We start from the raw sequence: 20365 nt of genomic DNA on the forward strand, positions 1-20365 counted from the left end.
ATCAGCCCGCGTGGCCGCGCGCGACGAGCAGGAACAGGATCACGAAGACGATCGCGATCGCCTGGAACTGGACGCGCCGCCACATCATCCGGTTCTGCTTGAGCCCGTTGGCGCTCGGCTCGCCGGTCCGCAATTCCTCATGCTGGCTCTGGAGGAAATAATAGACGCCGCGCACGATCGAGACGAGCGCGCCGATCGCGGCCAGCACGATGAGGATGAAGAGGAAGGTCTGCATAAGGGCGTCCTACGCCTTACGATTATGATCGTCACGCCCAAGTTCCTCGCGGCACGGGGAGGATGTGAGGCTCGCCACCAGCGCCCGGGGATCAGCCCCTTCCGCCCGCAATTCGGCGAGGCTCCTCGCGCCGTCGCGTTTGGCGAGACGCCGCCCGTCCGACCCGGTCAGCAACGGATGGTGATGATAAAGCGGCGTCGGCAGACCGAGCAGAGCCTGCAGCAGGCGGTGCACATGCGTCGCCTCGAACAGATCGACCCCGCGCACGACATCGGTGACGCCCTGTGCCGCATCGTCGATCGTCACCGCCAGATGATAGGAGGTCGGTGCATCCTTGCGCGCGAGGACGACGTCGCCCTGGGAACCGGCATCGGCGCGAACCCATCCCGCGTCCGCATCCCACCACTCCAGACCCGCTCGAACCGAGGAAAGGGCATTCGCCATATCCAGCCGCCAGCAATGCGGCTCGCGCGCCAACCGCGCCGCGTCATGCGGCAACGCCCGGCACGTCCCCGGATAGACCGGCACCACCCCGTGCGGCGCCGAGGCGCTCGCCGCAATCTCGGCGCGCGTGCAGAAACAGGGATAGACGAGCCCACGCGCCTTCAGCCGCTCCAGCGCTTCGGCATAGAGCGGTAAGCGCGCCGACTGCCGCACCACCGGTCCGTCCCAGGCGAGCCCGAGCCACGCCAGATCCTCCTCGATCCCCGCGACGAAATCCTCGCGCGTCCGCCCGGGATCGATATCCTCGATGCGCAGCAGGAAAAACCCGCCCGCCGACCGCGCCAGATCGTGCGCGTGCACCGCCGAAAAGGCATGGCCGAGGTGCAGCCGCCCGGTCGGGCTCGGGGCGAAGCGGGAAATCATATCGGGCGTCGCCTAAGGACTCTTGACCGCGAGTCGCGAGCCTGCTGCAATGCGATTGTCACGCTTCGCTGGCAACGGGCGGGACAACGGAGACGCGGCGGCCGAAGGCCCAAGCGTCCTGCGTGCGACGGGACGACGAAGGCGCATTCGAAACCCAAGGCTCCGTGTCAACGGAGGCCTGGTCGTTTCATGTACCATCCCGATCTCATTCGCCATCCTGACGGGTGCCCCGCGCTCGTCCTCAATGCCGATTATACGCCCCTGTCTTATTATCCCCTGAGCGTCTGGCCGTGGCAGACCGCGGTCAAGGCGGTGTTCCTCGAACGCGTCGACATCGTTTCCAATTACGAGCGCGAGGTGCGCAGTCCGAACCACAGCATCAAGCTGCCCTCGGTCATCGCGCTGCGCCAATATGTCCGCCCCTCGGCGCATCCCGCCTTCACGCGCTTCAACCTGTTCCTGCGCGATCGCTTCGCCTGCCAATATTGCGGCAGCCTCAACGATCTGACCTTCGATCATGTCATCCCGCGCGCGCAAGGCGGGCGGACGACGTGGGAGAATGTCTCCACCGCCTGCGCGCCCTGCAATTTGCGCAAGGGCGGCCGCACCCCGCGCCAGGCGGGGATGGCGCTCGCCGAGGAAGCCTATCGCCCGACGAGCTGGCAGCTTCAGGAAAACGGCCGCAGCTTCCCGCCCAACTATCTCCACACGAGCTGGCGCGATTGGCTGTATTGGGACATCGAGCTGGAGGCGTAGCGCTCCTCGCGCGCCCCCCGTTCGGTTCGAGCAGCTTCGAGCCTGTCGAGAAGCGTCCGTCGAGAACTTCTCGACTACGATCTCGACAAGCTCGATCTCCGCTCGAAGCGAACGGGACTATGTGGTTCCACCCGCCAAAGCCGCCTCGTCCTCCGCCGCCAGCGCCTCGATATGCCGCAATTTGTCCGGATTGCGCACCATGTAGATCGCCGCGATCTTGCCGTCGCGCAGCTCCAGCGCGGTCGTCTGCAGCGCGCCGCCGCGATCGCAGCTGATGTAACCGGGCAGCCCATCGATCTCGACCCGGCGCAGCAGCACCGGCCGGTAATAGGATTTGCGCGACAGCCCCGCGAACAGCCGCTTTACGCGATCGAGACCGCGGATGATGTTGAGGAAGGCGATGACGCGCCCGCCGCCGTCCGAATGGAGGATCACGTCGTCCGCCAGCATCGATCCCAGCGCCTGCGTGTCGCCGTCGCGCGCAGCGGCGAAGAAGGCGCGCGCGATCCTGTCCGCCTCGGCCTCCGCGACGCGGTAGCGCGGCTTGGCGGCATGGACATGCCGGCGCGCGCGCACCGCGAGCTGGCGGACGGCGGCGGCGTCGCGATCCAAGGTCGTCGCGACATCGCCCAAGGCCACCCCGAACACGTCGTGAAGCAGGAACGCCGCGCGCTCCAGCGGCGACAGGCGTTCCAGCGCGAGCATCAGCGTCAGCGTCAGGTCGTCGGCGGTCTGCTCCGCCTCGGGATCGACCGTGCCGAGCAGCGGCTCGGGCAGCCACGCGCCGACATAGGTCTCGCGCCGCACCCGCGCGGATTTGATATGATCGAGGCACAGCCGCGTGACGATCCGCGTCAGGTAAGCGGCGGGCGTATCGACCGAATCCTCCGTCCGCGCCCAGCGCAGCCACGCCTCCTGGACGACATCCTCGGCCTCGGCGAGCGAGCCGATCATCCGATAGGCGAGGCGCAGCAAGCGTGGCCGCTGCGCCTCGAAATCGCGGAGGCGTACGTCAGGCATGTGCGGCCGGATGCGCGAAGCGGAAGCCGATCGCGAGCCGGTTCCACAGGTTGATCGCGCCGATCACGAAGCTCAGCCGCACCTGCTCCTCCTCGGAGAAATGCGCCGCCAGCGCGGCATAGTCGGCATCCGGCGCATGCGTCCGGCTCACCAGTGTCAGCGCCTCCGCCCAGCCGAGCGCGGCGCGCTCGCGATCCGTGAAATAGCGCGATTCGTGCCACCCGGCGAGAAGGTGGAGCTTCATGTCGGCCACGCCCAGCTTGCGCAGATCGCTCGCATGCATGTGCAGGCAGAAGGCGCAGCCGTTGGTCTGCGAAATGCGCAGCTTGAGCAACTCGACGAGTTCGGGATCGAGGCCTGACGTCGCGAAGCTCTCCTCGAGCGCGACCATCGCCTTCATCTGGTCGGGGGCCGCCTTGTAGGCTTGGGCCTGGCTGATCCGCTGCGTCGTCATCGTCCATCTCCTCAAGCGCAGGATGCGCATGCGGAGACATGACGAGACGGACGGGCGGGTTGTGACATCGCTCCAAACTTTTCCTCCCCGTCGCAAATGTGGGGAGGAGGAGGGATCACCCCAAACTCTTCGAAACCTGCTCGAACACGTCCTTCGACAGCCCCGGAACCGCCAGCACCCGCTCCAGCTCGTCGCGCATCAGGCTCGCGCGGCCCGGTTCGTAGCGCCGCCAGCGGCCGAGGCTCGGCACGAGCCGCGCCGCCGCCTGCGGATTGAGCTTGTCGACGCCGAGGATCATGTCCGCGACGAAGCGATAGCCGCGCCCCGAAGGATCGTGGAACGCGCGCTGGTTGACCGCAAACGCGCCGACGAGGCTGCGCAAGCGATTGGGATTGGCGATCGTGAAATCGGGGTGGCGCGCGAGCGCTTCGACCGCCTCGACCGTGCCGCTGCGCGTCGACAAGGCCTGGGCGGTGAACCATTTGTCGATGACGAGCGCATCGCCCGCATAGCGATCGTAGAAATCGGCGAGCGCCGCCTCCCGCTCGGGCGCGTCATTGTTGGCGAGCACGCCGAGCGCACCCTGCCGGTCGGTCATATTGTCCGAGGCCCGATACTGCGCGAAGGCAAGCTCGGCCCAATCGGGCGCGCCGGCGGCGGCGAGGAAGGCCAAAGCGACCGAGCGCAGCCGCCGCATCCCCTTGGCATTGGGGCTATATTCGTAGCGATTGGCATGCGCGCGGGCATAAGCGTCGCGCCATTCGTCGATCAGCTCCGTGCCCAGATCGGCGCGCAGCGCCTCGCGCACCGTCGCCACCATCTCGGGATCGACCGCGTCGAGCTGGTCGCCGATGAACGCCTCGGACGGCAGCAGCACCGCCTCCGCGACGAACGCCGCGTCCAGCGCGGGATCGGTCAATGTGTTGCGCACCGCATCGATCACCGGCGTGTGATCGACCGGACCACCCTTCGCCGCGCCGACGAGCGTATCGAGCATCAGTTGCTGCATCGCCTCGTAGCGCGCGAACGGATCCTCGTCATGCGCCGAAAGGAAGGCGAGATCGGCGGGGCTGCGATCGGTCTCCAGGCAGATCGGCGCGGAGAAGCCGTGGTTGATCGAGAGCACCGGCAGTTCGGTCAGCCCGTCGAAGGTCACCTCCTTCTCGGCCTCGTCGAGGATGACGAGATGCTCGCCACCCATCGCAGCGCCGCTCACCGCGCCGAGCAAGGAGAGCTTGAGCGGGATCGGCATCGGCTGTTTGTCGGGCTGGCCAGGCGTGGTCGGGACGCTCTGGGACAGGCGCAGACGCGCGCGGCCACCCGGCGCATCGGTCGTCAGCGAGGCGGTGACGCGCGGCGTGCCGGCCTGCGTGTACCAGAGGCGGAATTGGGTCAGGTCGGCGCCGCTCGCATCCTCCATCGCGACGATGAAGTCCTCGCACGTCGCCGCCTGCCCGTCGTGGCGATCGAAATAGAGATCGGTGCCGGCGCGGAAGCCCTCGTCGCCGAGGATCAGCTTCATCATCCGGATGACTTCGGCGCCCTTGTTGTAGATCGTCGCCGTGTAGAAATTGCTGATCTCGATATAGGAATCCGGCCGGATCGGGTGCGCGAGCGGCCCGGCATCCTCGGGGAATTGCGCGGCGCGTAGCGCGCGCACATCCTCGATCCGTTTGACCGCGGGCGAGCCCTGATCGGCCGAGAATTGCTGGTCGCGCAGGACGGTGAAGCCCTCTTTCAGCGAGAGCTGGAACCAGTCGCGGCAGGTGACGCGATTGCCCGACCAATTGTGGAAATATTCGTGCGCGACGACGCCCGCGATCGCATCGAAATCCGCGTCTGTCGCCGTATCCGGATCGGCGAGGATGTAGCGCGAATTGAAGATGTTGAGGCCTTTGTTCTCCATCGCGCCGAAGTTGAAATCGGAGACGGCGACGATGTTGAACACGGCGAGATCATATTCGCGGCCATAGACGCGCTCGTCCCAGGCCATCGAGGCCTTGAGACTGGCCATCGCATGGCGCGTCTTGGGGAGATCGGCCTCGCGTACCCAGATGCCGAGATCGATCGTCCGGCCCGATCGCGTGACGAACTGGTCGCGATTGGCGGAGAGATCGCCCGCGACGAGCGCGAACAGATAGCAGGGCTTGGGGAAGGGATCGCGCCACAGCGCATAATGGCGACCGGCGGGCAGCTCGCCCGCATCCAACTGATCGCCGTTCGACAGCAACACCGGATAGAGCGCGGCATCGCCCTCCATCCGCACCGTATAGCGGCTGAGCACGTCGGGCCGATCGGGGAAGAAGGTGATCCGGCGGAAGCCCTCCGCCTCGCATTGCGTGCAGAGCAGTCCGTTGCTCGCGTAGAGGCCCATCAATGTCGAATTGGCGGCGGGCGCGATCTGGACGATCGTCTCGACCAGATGATCGTCGCCGGGCAGATCGATGACGAGCTGCTCGCCGTCGATCCGCCACGCATCGTGCAGCTCCTCGCCGTCGATCGAGACGCTGACGGGCAGAAGCCCGCCGCCGCCGTCGAGCCGCAGCGGGTGCCCATGCGCACCCTGGCGGCGAACGGTGAGCCGCGCGGTGACGCGCGTCGCCTGCGCATCGAGCTGAAAATCGAGCGCGATCTCGGGCACGAGCCAATCGGGCGGCCGATAATCTTCGCGGCGGATCGCGGCGGGCGTGGCGGAGACGGCGGTGGCGGCATCGAGCATCACCCGGATGTATGGCGAGGGCGCGGGGGATGGAAGGGCTTACCCGTTCACCCAAGATCCGTTCGCTTCGAGCGAAGATCGAGCTTGTCGAGATCGCAGTCGAGAAGGCGCGCACATTTCGCTGAGTTCTCGACGACGCTTCTCGACTTCGCTCGAAGCTGCTCGAACCGAACGGGACAGGAGAACCGTCATCCCAGCGCAGGCTGGGATCCATCGCTCTCGCAACGCGCTCTTCGCTAAACGATAGAGGCATGGACCCCAGCCTGCGCTGAGTGACGAGAGGAAGAGATGAGACTGGTCCTGTTCGGCCCCGGCTATACGGGTGCGCGCATCGCTGCCGCCGCCGAGGCGCAGGGCGCCGCCGTCGCCGCATTCGGCCGCGCCGCCGATCCGCTCGAAATCCGCGGCGCGCTCGCCGCCGCGACGCACGTCCTGTCGACCGTCGCCCCAGAGGCCGACGCCGACGCGATCCTCGCCGCCTACCGCCCCGAAATCGCGCGCGTGCGCTGGATCGGCTATCTCTCCTCGACCGGCGTCTATGGCGACACGCGCGGCGCCTGGGTCGATGAGAGCGCCCAGCTCGCCGGCCGCCGCGGCCCGCGCATCGCCGCCGATCTGGCTTGGGCCGAGCTCGGCGCGCGCATCTTCCGGCTGCCCGGAATCTATGGGCCCGGCCGCTCGATCCTCGATCGCGTGCGCGCGGGCCAGGCGCACCGGATCGATCTGCCCGATCAGGTCTTCAGCCGAGTCCATGTCGACGATATCGTCGGCGCGGTGCTCGCCGCGACGATGCGCGGCGCCCCCGGCATCATCAATATCGCCGACGATCTCCCCGCGCCGCAAAATGCCTTGGTCGAGGTCGCCTGCTTTGCGCTGGGCCTGCCGCTTCCCCCGCTCCAGAGCATCGACGAAGCGAAGCTCTCGCCGGCCGCGCGCGCTTTCTATGCGGAGAATCGCCGCGTCGCGAACGGCAAGGCGAAGCGCGAACTCGGCTGGCGCCCGCTTTACCCGACCTATTTGGCGGGCATCCGCGCCCTCATCGCCACAACCAGCCCGGCGACGACGAGCGCGCCGCCGATCGCGGCTTCGACCGACCAGACATAATGTTCGAACAAAGTCGACAGCAGCATCGCCAGCACCGGCGTCAGCACGTTGACATATCCGCCCCGCGCCGGCCCGATCGCGCGGATCAGCCCGAAATAGAGCGTGAAGGCGAGCGCCGAGGCGAGCACGCCCAAGTAGAGCACCCCGCCCAGATAGACCGGCGTCAGCAGGATGCGGGGTGGCCCGGTCGTGACGAACGCGAACGCGGCATTGGCCGCCGCGCCCCACGTCATTCCCCAGGCGAGCATCGCCGGCATCGGGATCGCGCGCATCCGCTCGGTCGATTGCATGACGTTCGAAAGCGACGCGAAGACGAGCGCGACCAGCACGAAGCCGATGCCCAAAGCGGTCTCGTGCGGCGAGCGCGGCGAGGCGCGCAATTCATGCTCGAACAGCAGCCCGATCCCGCCCATCGCCACCGCCGATCCGGCGAGGAACGGGCGCGACAAGGGCTGGCCGAGGAACAGCCAGCCGGCGACCGCATTGTAGACGAGCAAAAGCGCGAACACGACCGCGACGATGCCCGAGGTGACGTGCGCCTCGGCCCGATAGATGAAGTTGAAATTCAGGCAGAAGATCGAGATGCCCATCACCGCGAGCAGACCTTGCTCGCGAAGCGTCAGCCGCAGGCGCGTGCGCGTGACCAGCGCGACGACGAACATCGTCGCGGCGGCGGTGAGGAAGCGGTAGCAGACCGACCAAGTGACCGGCACCTCGCCCAGCTGGCCGCGGATCACGAGCCAGGTCGATCCCCACAGGAAGGTGACGATCGCGAAGGGGACGAGCACGCGCCCCTTCGTCGCCTCGCTCAAGGGCTTGGCGTAACTCATAACGCGGCGATGGCGCCGGCCAGCGCCGCCACCTCTTGCCGGTCGCTCGCCCAATGCGTGACGAGCCGAATCTCGCCCACGGCCCAATCGTAGAAATCGAAGCCACGCGCGCGCAGCGCCGCCGCCTCGCTCGCGGTCGCGCGCAGGAAGATCTCGTTGGCCTGCACCGGATGCAGCAGGCGCGCGCCCGCGGCTTCAGCGAGCATCGTCGCCGCATCGTTCGCCGCGCGCGCCGTCTCCAGCCACAGATCATTGTCGAGCATCGCGTGGATCTGCGCGGCGAGATAGCGGCCCTTCGAGAGCAGATGCCCGGCGCGCTTGCGGCGGCGCTTGGTGTCTTCGGCGAGATCGGCATCGAAGAAGATCAAAGCCTCGGCCGAAAGTCCGCCATTCTTGACGAAGCCGAAGCTCAGCACCTCGACGCCCGCATCGCAGGTCAGCTCGGCCGGCGTGCAGCCGAGATGGACGATCGCATTTGCGAAGCGCGCGCCGTCCATGTGGAAGCGCCACCCGCGCGCCTTGGCGAGCGCGCCCAAGGCCGCGACCTCGTCGGGCGCATAGACGCAGCCATATTCGGAGGCGTTGGTGATCGAGAGCGCGCGCGGCTGGACGCGGTGGACGTCGTCGGCGATCGCATCCGCGGTTTTCCGCACCGTCTCGGGCGTCACCTTCGCGCCCGGCCCGTCGCACAGCAACAGCTTGGCGCCGTGCGTGAAGAATTCGGGCGCGCCGCATTCGTCATTCTGGATGTGTGCGTCGCGGTGACACAGCACGCCGCCGAAGGGCGGGCAGAGCGCGGCCAGCGCCAAGGAATTGGCGGCCGTGCCGGTCGGGATCCACAGCGCGGCGACCTCGCGCCCGAACAGCTCGGAGAAGCGCGCGTCGAGCCGCTTGCTCAAGCCATCGCCGTCATAAGCGGTGTCGACCGCGTCGGCCGCCTGCATCGCGGCGAAGACGGCGGGATGGACGGGGGCGGCATTGTCGGAGAAGAAGCGCATGGACCGCGCTTGCGGCGACCGACGCGCCTTAGTCAACCGAAGCGGAACGCGATGCGCCTGATCCTGCCTTTTCTCGCTCTCTTCCTCGCCGCGCCGGCGTTCGCCGCATCGCCGGCGGACACCGCCTTCGAGAAGCTCGCCCAGGCCGATTACGATTGGTCGCAGGCCGATCGCGGGCTGATCGACGGCGAGGATGACGATCGCGTCGCGCCACAGCTTGCCGACGTAAAGCCGGTCGCGCAGGCGAAGCGCCTCGCGGTGCTGGAGGGCTATGCCAGGACGCTGGCGAGCATCGACACCAGAACGCTCAGCCCAGCGCGCCAGACCGATGCCGCCATCTACCGCTACCAGCTCGACACGCGGATCGATCGCCTGCGCTTCCGGACGTGGGAGATGCCGTTCAACTCGGACAGCAGCTTCTGGGGCAATCTCGGCTACACATCCGCGCGCGATTTCAAGACCGAGGCCGATTATCGCAACTGGATCGCGCAATTGCGCCAGCTGCCCGCCTGGTTCGCGGACCAGACCGCCAATATGCGCGCCGGGCTCGCGCGCGGCTTCACGCCGCCGAGGATGACGCTTGCGGGGCGCGAAGCCTCGCTCGACGCGATCGCCGACGCGAGCGATCCCACGGCGACCAGCCTCTACAAACCGTTCAAGACGATGCCCGCCGGCATGGCGCCCGCCACCGCCGCCGAGCTGCGCGCGCAGGCCGCGCAGGCGATCCGCGCCGCGATCCCGGCTTATGCGGCGCTGCGAACCTTCCTGAAGACCGATTACATCCCGAAGTCGCGCACGACGATCTCGGCCGCGGCGCTGCCGGACGGCGACGCCTTCTACCGCGCGCAGATCGCCGAATTCGCCACCGTGGCGATGACGCCCGCCGAGATCCACGCGATCGGCTTGGCCGAGATCGCCGCGATCCGCGGACGCATGAACGGAGTGATGGCCGAAACCGGCTTCAAGGGCGACTTCCCCGCCTTCCTTACGTATCTGCGCAGCGATCCGCGCTTCTATGCAAAGACGCCCGAGGAATTGCTCAAGCAGGCTGCGTGGATCGCCAAGCAGATGGACGGCAAGGCCGCGACCTGGTTCGGCCACCTGCCCCGCCGCCGCTTCGCGATTGTCCCAGTCCCGGCCGACATCGCGCCGTTCTACACCGCCGGGCGCGGCGGCGACGGCGTCTATTTGCTCAATACCTACGATCTGCCCTCGCGTCCGCTCTACCAGCTGACCGCACTGACCCTCCACGAATCCGCCCCCGGCCACGCCTTCCAGATACCGCTCGCGCGCGAGAATCAGGATCGCCTCCCCTTCCGCCGCAACCTCTACATCTCGGCCTATGGCGAGGGCTGGGCGCTCTATTGCGAGACGCTGGGCGAGGAGATGGGCCTGTACGAGACGCCTTATGACCGCTTCGGCATGCTCTCCTATCAGGCGTGGCGCGCCGCCCGGCTCGTGATCGACACCGGCCTCCACTCGATGGGCTGGAGCCGCGAACAGGCGCAGGCCTATCTCCGCGACAACACCGCGCTCTCGCCGCACGAGATCGAGACCGAGGTCGATCGCTACATCAGCTGGCCGGGCCAGGCGCTGTCTTACTATCTCGGCGAGATGGCGATCCGGCGGGGCCGCGCGAAGGCCGAGACAGCGCTCCGCGCGAAGTTCAACATCCGCGCCTTCCACGACATGGTGCTCGCGCTGGGATCGGTGCCGCTGCCTGCGCTCGATCAGGCGGTCGACGGCTTCATCGCCTCGGGCGGGATCGGCCCCTATCCGAAGGAGGAATGAGGGAAACGCGGCCGGTGTTGCGCGTTTCGCCGCCATCGTTCGATGGAGGGAAGCCGTGCCCCAGGGTGACAAGGACGCGTACACCGACAAGCAGAAGCGCAAGGCCGAGCATATCGAGGAAGGCTATGAAAAGCGCGGCACGCCCAAGAAGGAAGCCGAGGCGCGCGCCTGGGCGACGGTGAACAAGGAATCGGGCGGCGGCAACAGGTCCGGCTCGGGCCGCGGCAAGGCCGACACGCACGTCTCCTCGTCGCGCGGAGGCAAGGCGCACAAGTCCGGCTCGCCCGAGCAGCGCTCGGCCGCGGCGCGCAAGGGCTGGGACACGCGGCGCAAGAACGCGGCGGGCTGAGCTTTCCAATCCTCCCTACAAGGGGGGGTGGCGCGCCGAAGGCGCGACGGAGGGGTGTCCCGCTCTCCGACGGGGCGATACCCCTCCACCATGCTGCGCATGGTCCGCCTCCCTTGCAGGGGAGGATTTGAGCCGAAGGGTTCACCCCAGGCCCCGCCGCCGCTAAGGCGCGGCGCATGATCAGCCACGCGCCCAATCCCGACCTGCTCGCCAAGGCCGAAACCCTCGCCGAGGCGCTGCCCTACATGCAGCGTTATGCCGGCCAGACCTTCGTCGTGAAATATGGCGGCCACGCGATGGGCGATGCCGAGGCGGCGACCGATTTCGCCGAGGATATCGTGCTGCTGAAGGCGGTCGGCATCAATCCGATCGTCGTCCATGGCGGCGGGCCGCAGATCGGCGCGATGCTGAAGGCGCAGGGGATCGAGAGCCGCTTCGTCGATGGCCTGCGCGTGACCGACGCGGCGACGATGAAGACCGCCGAAATGGTCCTGTCGGGCGCGATCAACAAGGAGATCGTCTCCTGGATCACGAAGGCCGGCGGGCGCGCGGTCGGGATTTCCGGCAAGGACGGCCGGCTCGTCACCGTCTCGAAGGTGCTCCACCCGACCGACGATCTCGGCTTCGTCGGCGAGCCCGACGATATCGACATCCGCGTGCTCGACACGATCTCGAAGGCGGGGATGATCCCCGTCGTCGCGCCGATCGGCGTCGGCCCCGACGGCGAGACCTACAATATCAATGCCGACACGATGGCCGGCGCGCTCGCCATCGCCACCGGCGCCGAGCGCCTGTTCCTGCTGACCGATGTCGCCGGCGTGCTCGACAAGGCGAAGAACCTCCTCTCCGATCTCACGCCCAGCCAGATCAAGATGCTGCGCGAGGACGGCACGATTACCGGGGGCATGATCCCTAAGCTGGAGACGTGCATCGATGCGGTCGAGGGCGGAGTCGATGCCGCGGTCGTCCTCGATGGCCGCGTGCCGCACGCGATGCTGATCGAGATCTTCACCCGCCAGGGTGCGGGCACGCTCGTGCGGCAGGGCTAGCTCCCGCTTCCTGCTCTGGACTTAGCTTCGCCTGATACCGATGTTATAGCTCGCTAAGACACCCGAACCTCAAGGCCCGGATACCGCCATGCTCACCCTGCTCGATATCGTCCAGCTGCTGCTCTCGGTGCTGATGTGGATCATCATCATCCAGGCGGTTCTGTCCTGGCTCGTCGCGTTCAACGTTGTGAACACGTCGAACGATTTCGTCCGCCAGGTGCTGTATTCGCTGAGCCGGCTGACCGAGCCGCTCTACCGCCCTATCCGCCGCGTCATGCCCGATTTCGGCGCGCTCGATTTCTCGCCGCTCGTGGTGTTGTTGCTGATCCAGATCATCTCCGGCATCGTTATCCCGCATCTGCGCGCCGCGCTCGTGATCGGCGCACCGCTTTGAGCCGATGATGAGCGACGCCAAGATCATCGACGGCAAGGCCACGGCGCTCAGCCTGCGCGCGCGCGTCGCCGAACAGGCGCAGGCGTTCGCCGATGCGGCAGGCCGCCTGCCGGGGCTGGCCGTGGTGCTGGTGGGCGAGGATCCCGCGAGCGCGGTCTATGTCCGCGCCAAGGAGCGCGCCTCGGCCGAGGCGCATATCGGCGGGACCGTCCACCGCCTGCCCGCGACGACGACACAGGAGGAATTGCTCGCGCTCGTCCGCGCGCTCAATGCCGACACGACCGTGGACGGCATCCTCGTCCAGCTGCCGCTGCCGCCGCAGATCGATGCGCATGCGATCATCGCCGCGATCGATCCGGAAAAGGATGTCGACGGCTTCCATCCGATCAACGCCGGCCGCCTCGCCAGCGGCCTGCCCGGCTTCGTGCCCTGCACCCCGCTCGGCTGCCTGATGCTGCTCAAGGACTATCACGATCATCTCGCCGGGCTCGAAGCGGTCGTCGTCGGCCGCTCGAACATCGTCGGCAAGCCGATGGCGCAATTGCTGCTCGCCGAAAGCTGCACCGTCACGATCGCGCACAGCCGCACGCGCGACCTGTTCGGCGCGGTCCGCCGTTCGGACATCGTCATCGCCGCGGTCGGCGTGCCCGAGCTGATCCGCGGCGACTGGATCAAGCCCGGCGCGACCGTGATCGACGTCGGCATCAACCGCGTTACGCTGCCGGACGGGAAGACGAAGCTGATTGGCGACGTCGCTTATGACGAGGCGATCGAGGTCGCTGGCGCGATCACGCCCGTGCCCGGCGGCGTCGGGCCGATGACGATCGCGGTCCTGCTGCGCAACACCCTCGTCGCCGCGCACCGCAAGACCGGCATCGCGCTGGACGAGCGCACGCTGTGATCGCGCTCGCGCTTGCCGCTGCCGTTGCAGCGAGCCAACCCGTCGAACAGGCAGAGCGGGCCTTCGCCGCGACTGCGCAGACCGAAGGGCAGTGGACCGCGTTCCGCCGCTTCATGGCCCCCGGTGCGCGGATCCTGACCGACGGCCCGACCGACGCCGCCAAGTTCCTCGCGCCGCTCAAGGATCCGCGCGTCGCGCTCATGTGGTGGCCCGCGCGCACCGTCACCGCGTGCGACGGCAGCTTGGCTTTCTCGACCGGCCCATGGCGCTCGGCCAGGGGCCATGGCCGCTTCCTGACGATCTGGCAGCGCCAGCCCGATGGTGCGTGGAAATGGCTCTATGACGGCGGCGGCGCCGACGATGCCGGCGGCAGCCCCGCCGGAGACACGGTCGTCGCGACGCGCGCGGCATGCGGCCGCCTGCCGCCTCCGCCCGCGACGCCGGCCATGCTCGCCGGCGGCGAGTCGCAGGATGGCTCGCTGCGCTGGAGCGTCACGAAAGACGGCGCCGCGTGGCGGATGCGCGTGCTCGCCGCCGCGCGCGGCACATGGGCCATCGTCGCGGATCGGATCGTGGGCACATGATCACGCTCTTCATCTCGGCGTTCGTCACCTTCTTCCTCGTGATCGATCCGCTCGGCTGCGCACCGATCTATGCCGGCCTTTCGCGCGGCGCCGGCCCCGCCCAGCGGCGCGCGATGGCGCTGCGCGCGACCCTCATCGCAGGCGCGATCCTGATCGTCTTCGCGATCATCGGCGAACCCTTGCTCCACGCGCTCGGCATCAGCCTCGATGCGTTCCGGATCGCCGGCGGGATCATGCTGTTCCTGATCGCGCTGGAAATGGTGTTCGAAAAGCGCACCGAGCGGCGCGAGGGCCGCGCCGAGGAGATCGCCAAGCGCGCCGAGGCCGAGCATCGTGAGATCGAGGATATCTCGGTTTTCCCGATGGCGATCCCGATGATCGCCGGCCCGGGCTCGATCGCGACCGTCATGCTCTTCGCCTCGCACAATCACGGGCTCGCGCTCGTCACGGTGCTCGGCGCGCTGATAACAGTGATGATCCTGATGGCGCTGGCGTTGCTCGCCGCCGGCCCGATCATGCGCGTGCTCGGCGCGCGGATCGAAGCGGTCATCACGCGCATGCTCGGCGTGATCCTTGCGGCGCTGGCGACGCAGTTCGTGGTCGACGGCCTGAAGGCGAGCTTCGGCTAAAGTTTTGGCGCGCGGCCGGTCAGCGCCGTTGGCGCGTCACCCCACCAGCCGCCAGAGCTTGAACGGCGAATTCTTCGGCAGCTCGACCCGCTCCAGCCACTTGGGCACCGTCCCGCGGTTGAGCTGGATGTAGAAGCCCTTCTTGTTCTCCGCCGCATAGACGGTGGATTCGCTCATCCCCGGGCATAGCAGCAGCATCGTCGCGCCATGCCGCTTCATCACTTCGTGCGCGACCTCGGGATCCTCGGCGCGGAAGCTGTGCTGGACATCGAGAATGTCGCTGCCCGCGCGATGATAGGGCCCGGCGATCGCGCTGTGATGCGTGACCGCGATCAGGCGCGGCCCCATGTCGGTGAAGGTCAGGAAGGTCGCCGGCGGCATTTCGGCGATCGGCTTCAGCGCCGGCAGCGTCGGGCAGCGCCGGTTGGCGGTATCCACGGTGCGGCGATAGGCGGTCTTGTGCTCGGGGATCCAGTTGATGATCAGCCCCGCGAACACGCCCGATACCGCGACGAACGCCGCGACCGAGCCCAGCACGCGCACCAGCATCGCGCGGTGGTTGAGCGTCAGGCTCAGGATCGGCTGGCCGAGCGCGGTCGCGCCGATCACGCCCATCAGCTGCGAGGCGGGCCCGGCGCGCGTCTGCCAGAGCAGAAGCAGCATCGAGAAGAGCGAGAAGAGCGAGACGACCGTCCACGGCATCGCGAGCGGCGTGCCCCGCGCACGCCAGCGCGCGAACAGGCTGCCGCCGAAGCCGATCACCGACAGCGCCATGATCGGCACCGCGATCCGCCAGCTATGCTCGTAGAGCGGCTTGGCCTCGCGGATATGGCTGAACCACATCCGATCGAGCTCGGGCGTGATATGCTCAGGCCGGCCGAGGCATTGCGGCCAGGCATAGACGAAGACGCCTGCGATCAGCGCCCCCGCCACGACCGCCAGCACGGCGCGCACCGGCAGCGAGCGGACGGGCACGAAGGCGAGGAGGACGAGCGCCGCGCCCGCCTCCAGGAGGGTCGAGAGATAGACGGGCGTCAGCGCATCGCACAGCGGCTGCCGGTTGTCATACGATGCGAACGCCGCAAAGCCGGCGGCGGCGCCCGCCGCGAGGCTCGCTCCGTAGGCCCGCAGCCGGTCCGCCTCGTCGCCGTCCAATACCCACCACAAGGCGATCAGCGCGCCGGCGGTGGCGAGATAGGGCATCAGCTCCAGCCCGATCGTCAGGCTGATTGCGGTGGCGAGGCCCGTCGTCACCCCGCCGCGCACGCGCTTGGGATCGGCGATGCCCGCAATCGCGATGATCAAGGTCGCCAGCTGCCAGCCATGATGGTCGATGCGCAGCGGCATCCACATCAGCACCGTCGTCTGCGCGCAGGCGAGGATCGCAGCCGCCAGCACATAAGCCTGGGGGCTCACAAGCCGCCTTGCGGTCAGCATCGTCCCGTAGAGCCCCGCGCCCATCGCCAGCAGAGGCGCGATCGCGCACGCCCAGCGCGCAGCCTGCTCACCGCCCAATATCGGCCGGAGCAGCAGGATCAGCCCCGCGATCGGCAGATCGACGATGCGCGACCAGTGGATCGAGATGCCGTTCGGCGGATCGAACCGGTGCTGACGCAGATCGTACCAGCCCTGCCCGTCGAGGAGAGCGCGCACCTGCGCAAAGCGCATATTGTCGTCGGTGTCGGAGAGCGCGAACCAGTGGATCGCGCCCCATTTATACTGGATCAGCCAGATTGCGGCGACGAGCCAGAACAGCAGGAACCAGCCCCGCCAGTCGGCCGCATCGTCTTCCCGATTGGTGGTGATCCAGCTTTCCATCGCTGCCTCCGGCCTCTAGGCGGGCGCGGCAAAAGAGCAAGGCATGTGCGATGACGGCGATGGCGAAGGACGGAAGACGCAAGCTGTTCGGCCAGCTCCTCCGCTATGGCGTCAACGGCGTCGTCGTCACGAGCATCTATACCGCAATCTTCGTCGGGCTCGACACGCTCACGCATGCCGGCATCCAGATCTGCAATCTCGCCGCATTCCTTGTCTCGGTCGTGGTCGGCTACAATCTCCACAGCCGCATCACCTTCGCCGGCCAAGGCGGGCGCGGGCGCAAGGCGTGGCTGCGATTCTTCCTCGCCGCTCTCCCCAGCTTCGCGCTCAACGCGTTCTGGACGTGGCTGTTCGCGACCGCGCTGCACTGGCCGCACTGGACCGTGCAGGTGCCGGTCTGGTGCGTCACCCCCTTCGCAATCTTCGCGATCAACCGCTGGTGGGTGTTCCGCTAGGGAGCGCCGCTAGGGCTTCTCCGGCCGATCGGTGGGATCCGAGCCCAGCCCCTTCTTCCGCTTCTTGACCTTGGGCAGGTTCGGCATCGGCAGGAAGCGATGCTCGGGCATCACCTTGTAGAGGATGCCCGCTTTCTCGCCCGTCCAGATCGGCATCAGCCCGGGGAAGCTCGCCCAGATGCCCTTGGGCAGGTTGATCAGCCAGACATAATCGAAGGCGCCGCGCGGCAGCGCGTTGACCGCCTCGGGATAGGTCTTCGCATCCGCCTGGCGGCAGCGATAGGGCCGTAATATCTGGCTCGGATCCTTGTCGTAATCGTCGGGCGGGACATATTTGAGAACGAGCAATTGCGCGCCGGGATCGGCCCACTGGCCGTTCATGAACGCGCCGCGGCGGACGATCGCCATCGATCCCAGATGATCCATCCGCGTCGTCTCCCACTGGCCGAGGCACTGGAGCGAGGCCTGCACGAACACGCGACTATAGGGGCGGATATGGTCGAGCGCCTCCAGTTGGCGCGCGTTCGCGGCATCGTGCTGCGCGAAGTTCAGCGTCAGCAGCAGGAGCCGCCCCGCGTAGAAGAAGGTCGCCGCGCCCGCGACCGCGGCGGATTGCCAGCGCACCGAGCTCTTCAGCGTCAGCGCGATCGTCCCGATCGCGATCACGTACGGCGCCAGCCGCATATCGGCATAAGCCGAATTGAGCAGGATCCGCGGCAGCAGCGCATACGCGATCATCAGCACGAGGCTGGCGATGCCCAGCGTGCGATTCATCCGCACCCAGACGCCGCCCAGCCCGAACGCGATCAGCCCCCACAGCAGATAGACGCAGGCGATATCCAGCACCATCCACTGCGCCCGCAGCGCGGAGAGCAAATAGATGTATTTCGCGCGCCAGTAAAAGAAGTCGGCATTTTCGGTGACGCCGTCGGCGGCGCCGGAGGCCATGCGCCAGGCGAGCAGCAGCAGGATCGGCGGCGCCAGCGAGATGCACGCCCAGCCGCCGTTCCACAAGGACCGCCACACGACGGTCCCGCGATCGCGCTGGCGCACGACCTCCGCCGCGAACGCCAGCAGGCACAGCACCGCCCAGCCGAAGATGTGCGCGACCGTCAGCAGGATCCCGATCGGCACGAACAGCCAGGCGCGCAGGCTGAACCGGCCCTGCCGCCCCAGCCGCAGCCAGAGCGCGAAGGCGTTGAGCGCCAGCGCCATCGAAAAGCTGAAATTGAGGAAGCCCCAGATGAAGGGGAAACTGTAGGTCAGCGGCAGCGCGAACAGGGCCGGCGGCGTCACGCGGCCATGCGCCTCGCGTGCGGTCCACAGCAGGCCTGCCGCCATCAGCGGCGGGATCGTGAGCACGATCAGCTTGAGCCCCAGCTCCAGCCCGAACAGCCGCGCCATCGGCAGGATCGCGATATCGACGCCCAGATTGGCGAGGAAGCGCCATTCATAGCCGTAATAAAGCTGGCGGAGCGGCGAGGCCGGATCGCTGATCTCGACGCGGTAGCGGCCCATATGCCCGGGCAGATCGGTCAGCGGCGGCATGCCCGGCCAGATCAGCGGAATTGCCGCGGCCAGCACCATCAGGATCAGAAACCAGCCGCTGTTCCACCAGCCCTTGGGCGGAAGGGACGGGGGAAGCGCGGGCCGGAACATGGCCTGCCTTATGAATATCGTGAGCGTCGCGGCAAGGGGTAAGGCGGCCGACGCCCGCCGTCCGAAGGCCAAGGGGCCGGCGCAATCGTGCGCGCCGGCCCGTCAGCGTGTCGGATCAGCGGTAGCGCCAACCATTCTGATGGCGATAGCGCTCGCGCCAGTAGCGGCGGCCATCCCAATAACCGCGATCATAATGACGGCCGACGATCAGCCGATCGCGGACGACCGGGCCGCCATTCGGGCGGCAGCGGCCCGCGGGGCCGCGATGGAAGCCGGCGCCACACCCTTGCGCCGCTTGCGCACTGGATGCGCCGGCGATCGCCGTGACGCCCGCACTGACCGCCAAGGCGATTGCGATCAATCTTTTCATATCGCTCTCCTACCTGATCATGAATTCGATCTGCCAACCGAACGTTACGGGGACGGCCGCGTTCCTCGGATCGTCGCTTCGCCCTGTGCGATCAGTTGCGGCGCAGCCGCGCGATGAAGAAGCCGTCCGCGCCGCCCTCGGCTTCCAGTATGCCCGGCAGGATCCGCACCCAGCCCTCTGGCGCGGCGGCGATCCCGGTGGGCAGTTCGACGTCGGTCGGCGGCTCGATCCGGAAGCCCGATTGCGCCGCGAGGAACGCCTGGATCGTCCGCTCGCCTTCTTCGGGCTCCAGCGAGCAGACCGCATAGACGAGGGTGCCGCCCGGCTTCACCGCGCCGGCCGCGCGCGCGAGCATTGCCCTCTGGCGCTCGGCCATCTCCACGATCGCGCGTGGGCGGACGCGGTGGAGCACGTCCGGATGCCGTCGGAAGATGCCCGTCGCCGAACAGGGCGCGTCGAGCAGCACCGCATCGAACGGTTCGGCCGGCGCATAGGTCAGCGCGTCGCCCAGCCGGATCGTCGCCACCAGCTTCGTGCGCGCGAGATTGGCCTTCAGCCGCTTGATGCGGCTCTCGGCGAGTTCGATCGCGGTCACGCTCCAGCCGGCGGCGACGAGCTGCATCGTCTTGCCGCCCGGCGCCGCGCACAGATCGAGCACGGTCTTGCCCTCGCCCGAACCGAGCAGGCGCGCGGGCAAGGCGGCCGCGATGTCCTGCGCCCAGAAGGCGCCTTCCTCGAACCCGTCGAGCTCGGTGATCCGCGTTCCGGCAGGCAGCCGCAGATGGCCCGGCGCGAGGCTCACCGCACCGAGCCGTTCGGCCCACTCCGCCGTCCTGCTCACCGCGCGCAGCGACAGATCGAGCGGGGCAAGCGCCGCGGAGGATCTCTGCGCGGCAGCGACCACCTCGTCGCCCCACGCCTCGGCCCAGCGCTCCGCGACGTCGGCGGGCAGGTTCGGCGGATCGGGCAGCGTCACGCCCGCGCGCGTCAGCGATCCGAACACGCCGTGGACGAGCTTGCGCGGGCCCCCGTCGACCAAAGGCAGCGCCGTCGCGATCGCCGCGTGCGGCGGCGTGTTGAGCAGCAGGGTCTGCGCGAGCGCGATGCGCAGCACGAAGCGCGCCTTGGCATCGTCGGGCAGGCGCTGCTTCGTCGCGCCGTCGATCGCCGCGTCGAGATCGCCGAGATGGCGCAGCACCGCCGCGGCGATCGCATGCGCGAGCGCGCGATCCTCGGAGCGGTCGAGCCCGCGCGCCGCCTTGTCGAGCGCGCCCTCCAGCGGCAGGCCGCGCCGGAGCACGGCATCGAGCAGGCGCAGCGCCGCAGCGCGCGCCGCCATGCCGGGAGCGGCGGTCTTGTCGGGATCGGGGGAAGTGGCCATCT

General features: G+C 68.0%; 21 protein-coding genes. 10 read left to right on the forward strand and 11 right to left on the reverse strand.

The annotated features are described in order from the left end of the window. Position 1 precedes the first annotated feature (1 nt). Together Q4F19_RS19520 and gluQRS are read right to left on the reverse strand one after the other, a co-directional pair. A complete protein-coding gene (locus Q4F19_RS19520) occupies positions 2-235 on the reverse strand; it encodes an HIG1 domain-containing protein (protein WP_303546241.1) in 234 nt (77 codons plus the stop codon). Between the two features lie 9 nt (positions 236-244). Next, positions 245-1102, reverse strand: coding sequence for a tRNA glutamyl-Q(34) synthetase GluQRS (gene gluQRS, locus Q4F19_RS19525; protein WP_303546242.1), 858 nt, complete (start codon positions 1100-1102; stop codon positions 245-247). A 189-nt stretch (positions 1103-1291) separates the two neighbouring features. Here gluQRS and Q4F19_RS19530 point away from each other — a divergent pair, with 189 nt between their 5' ends. Beyond that, positions 1292-1858, forward strand: coding sequence for an HNH endonuclease (locus tag Q4F19_RS19530; protein ID WP_303546244.1), 567 nt, complete (start codon positions 1292-1294; stop codon positions 1856-1858). 117 nt (positions 1859-1975) lie between these two features. Here Q4F19_RS19530 and Q4F19_RS19535 read toward each other — a convergent pair whose 3' ends face one another. The 3 genes from Q4F19_RS19535 to pepN form a co-directional block, all read right to left on the reverse strand. Then, positions 1976-2878 (reverse strand): sigma-70 family RNA polymerase sigma factor, encoded by a 903-nt coding sequence (locus Q4F19_RS19535; RefSeq protein WP_303546246.1) that lies wholly within the window; start codon positions 2876-2878, stop codon positions 1976-1978. Continuing rightward, positions 2871-3332 carry a carboxymuconolactone decarboxylase family protein gene (locus Q4F19_RS19540; RefSeq protein WP_303546248.1) on the reverse strand — a complete coding sequence of 154 codons (462 nt, stop codon included), beginning with the start codon at positions 3330-3332 and terminating at the stop codon, positions 2871-2873. The genes Q4F19_RS19535 and Q4F19_RS19540 overlap by 8 nt, the downstream gene beginning before the upstream one ends. A 115-nt stretch (positions 3333-3447) precedes the next feature. Continuing rightward, on the reverse strand, positions 3448-6051 hold the full coding sequence (pepN, locus tag Q4F19_RS19545) for an aminopeptidase N (RefSeq protein ID WP_303546250.1): 2604 nt from the start codon (positions 6049-6051) through the stop codon (positions 3448-3450). A 288-nt stretch (positions 6052-6339) separates the two neighbouring features. Here pepN and Q4F19_RS19550 point away from each other — a divergent pair, with 288 nt between their 5' ends. After that, a complete protein-coding gene (locus tag Q4F19_RS19550) occupies positions 6340-7155 on the forward strand; it encodes a Rossmann-fold NAD(P)-binding domain-containing protein (RefSeq protein WP_303546251.1) in 816 nt (271 codons plus the stop codon). On the opposite strand, the gene Q4F19_RS19555 is transcribed toward Q4F19_RS19550, so the two are convergent. Both Q4F19_RS19555 and Q4F19_RS19560 read right to left on the reverse strand, forming a co-directional pair. Beyond that, a complete protein-coding gene (locus Q4F19_RS19555; protein WP_303546252.1) occupies positions 7065-7985 on the reverse strand; it encodes a DMT family transporter in 921 nt (306 codons plus the stop codon). The genes Q4F19_RS19550 and Q4F19_RS19555 overlap by 91 nt on opposite strands. Next, positions 7982-8983 (reverse strand): threonine aldolase family protein, encoded by a 1002-nt coding sequence (locus Q4F19_RS19560; RefSeq protein WP_303546253.1) that lies wholly within the window; start codon positions 8981-8983, stop codon positions 7982-7984. Before Q4F19_RS19560 ends, Q4F19_RS19555 begins: the two co-directional genes overlap by 4 nt. Positions 8984-9034: 51 nt before the next feature. Here Q4F19_RS19560 and Q4F19_RS19565 point away from each other — a divergent pair, with 51 nt between their 5' ends. The 7 genes from Q4F19_RS19565 to Q4F19_RS19595 all read left to right on the forward strand — a co-directional run bounded on the left by Q4F19_RS19565 (position 9035) and on the right by Q4F19_RS19595 (position 14680). After that, positions 9035-10774, forward strand: coding sequence for a DUF885 domain-containing protein (locus Q4F19_RS19565; RefSeq protein WP_303546255.1), 1740 nt, complete (start codon positions 9035-9037; stop codon positions 10772-10774). A 55-nt stretch (positions 10775-10829) separates the two neighbouring features. Beyond that, a complete protein-coding gene (locus tag Q4F19_RS19570) occupies positions 10830-11123 on the forward strand; it encodes a plasmid stabilization protein (RefSeq protein WP_303546257.1) in 294 nt (97 codons plus the stop codon). Between the two features lie 176 nt (positions 11124-11299). Next, positions 11300-12172 (forward strand): acetylglutamate kinase, encoded by an 873-nt coding sequence (argB, locus tag Q4F19_RS19575; protein WP_303546259.1) that lies wholly within the window; start codon positions 11300-11302, stop codon positions 12170-12172. An 88-nt stretch (positions 12173-12260) separates the two neighbouring features. Further along, on the forward strand, positions 12261-12566 hold the full coding sequence (locus Q4F19_RS19580; protein WP_303546261.1) for a YggT family protein: 306 nt from the start codon (positions 12261-12263) through the stop codon (positions 12564-12566). Between the two features lie 7 nt (positions 12567-12573). Beyond that, positions 12574-13467, forward strand: coding sequence for a bifunctional methylenetetrahydrofolate dehydrogenase/methenyltetrahydrofolate cyclohydrolase FolD (gene folD / locus Q4F19_RS19585; protein ID WP_303546263.1), 894 nt, complete (start codon positions 12574-12576; stop codon positions 13465-13467). Further along, entirely contained in the window at positions 13464-14051 is a 588-nt protein-coding gene (locus Q4F19_RS19590) for a Cif family virulence factor (protein WP_303546265.1), read from the forward strand. Before folD ends, Q4F19_RS19590 begins: the two co-directional genes overlap by 4 nt. Then, on the forward strand, positions 14048-14680 hold the full coding sequence (locus Q4F19_RS19595) for a MarC family protein (RefSeq protein WP_303546267.1): 633 nt from the start codon (positions 14048-14050) through the stop codon (positions 14678-14680). Before Q4F19_RS19590 ends, Q4F19_RS19595 begins: the two co-directional genes overlap by 4 nt. A 36-nt stretch (positions 14681-14716) precedes the next feature. Here the strand turns inward: Q4F19_RS19595 and Q4F19_RS19600 are convergent, their stop codons facing one another. After that, complete coding sequence (locus Q4F19_RS19600; protein ID WP_303546269.1) at positions 14717-16498, reverse strand: AcrB/AcrD/AcrF family protein; 1782 nt, start codon at positions 16496-16498, stop codon at positions 14717-14719. A 50-nt stretch (positions 16499-16548) separates the two neighbouring features. Here Q4F19_RS19600 and Q4F19_RS19605 point away from each other — a divergent pair, with 50 nt between their 5' ends. Beyond that, positions 16549-16953: a GtrA family protein gene (locus Q4F19_RS19605; protein WP_303546271.1), complete on the forward strand. Its 405-nt coding sequence runs from the start codon at positions 16549-16551 to the stop codon at positions 16951-16953. Positions 16954-16962: 9 nt separating this feature from the next. Here the strand turns inward: Q4F19_RS19605 and Q4F19_RS19610 are convergent, their stop codons facing one another. The 3 genes from Q4F19_RS19610 to Q4F19_RS19620 all read right to left on the reverse strand — a co-directional run bounded on the left by Q4F19_RS19610 (position 16963) and on the right by Q4F19_RS19620 (position 20363). Then, a complete protein-coding gene (locus Q4F19_RS19610; RefSeq protein WP_303546273.1) occupies positions 16963-18612 on the reverse strand; it encodes a hypothetical protein in 1650 nt (549 codons plus the stop codon). A 115-nt stretch (positions 18613-18727) separates the two neighbouring features. After that, complete coding sequence (locus Q4F19_RS19615; protein WP_303546275.1) at positions 18728-18982, reverse strand: GCG_CRPN prefix-to-repeats domain-containing protein; 255 nt, start codon at positions 18980-18982, stop codon at positions 18728-18730. Between the two features lie 91 nt (positions 18983-19073). Then, complete coding sequence (locus Q4F19_RS19620; protein ID WP_303546277.1) at positions 19074-20363, reverse strand: RsmB/NOP family class I SAM-dependent RNA methyltransferase; 1290 nt, start codon at positions 20361-20363, stop codon at positions 19074-19076. Positions 20364-20365: the final 2 nt, after the last annotated feature.

This window comes from Sphingomonas natans (genome assembly GCF_030546695.1).
In the GTDB taxonomy this organism is placed as follows: domain Bacteria; phylum Pseudomonadota; class Alphaproteobacteria; order Sphingomonadales; family Sphingomonadaceae; genus Sphingomonas_I; species Sphingomonas_I natans.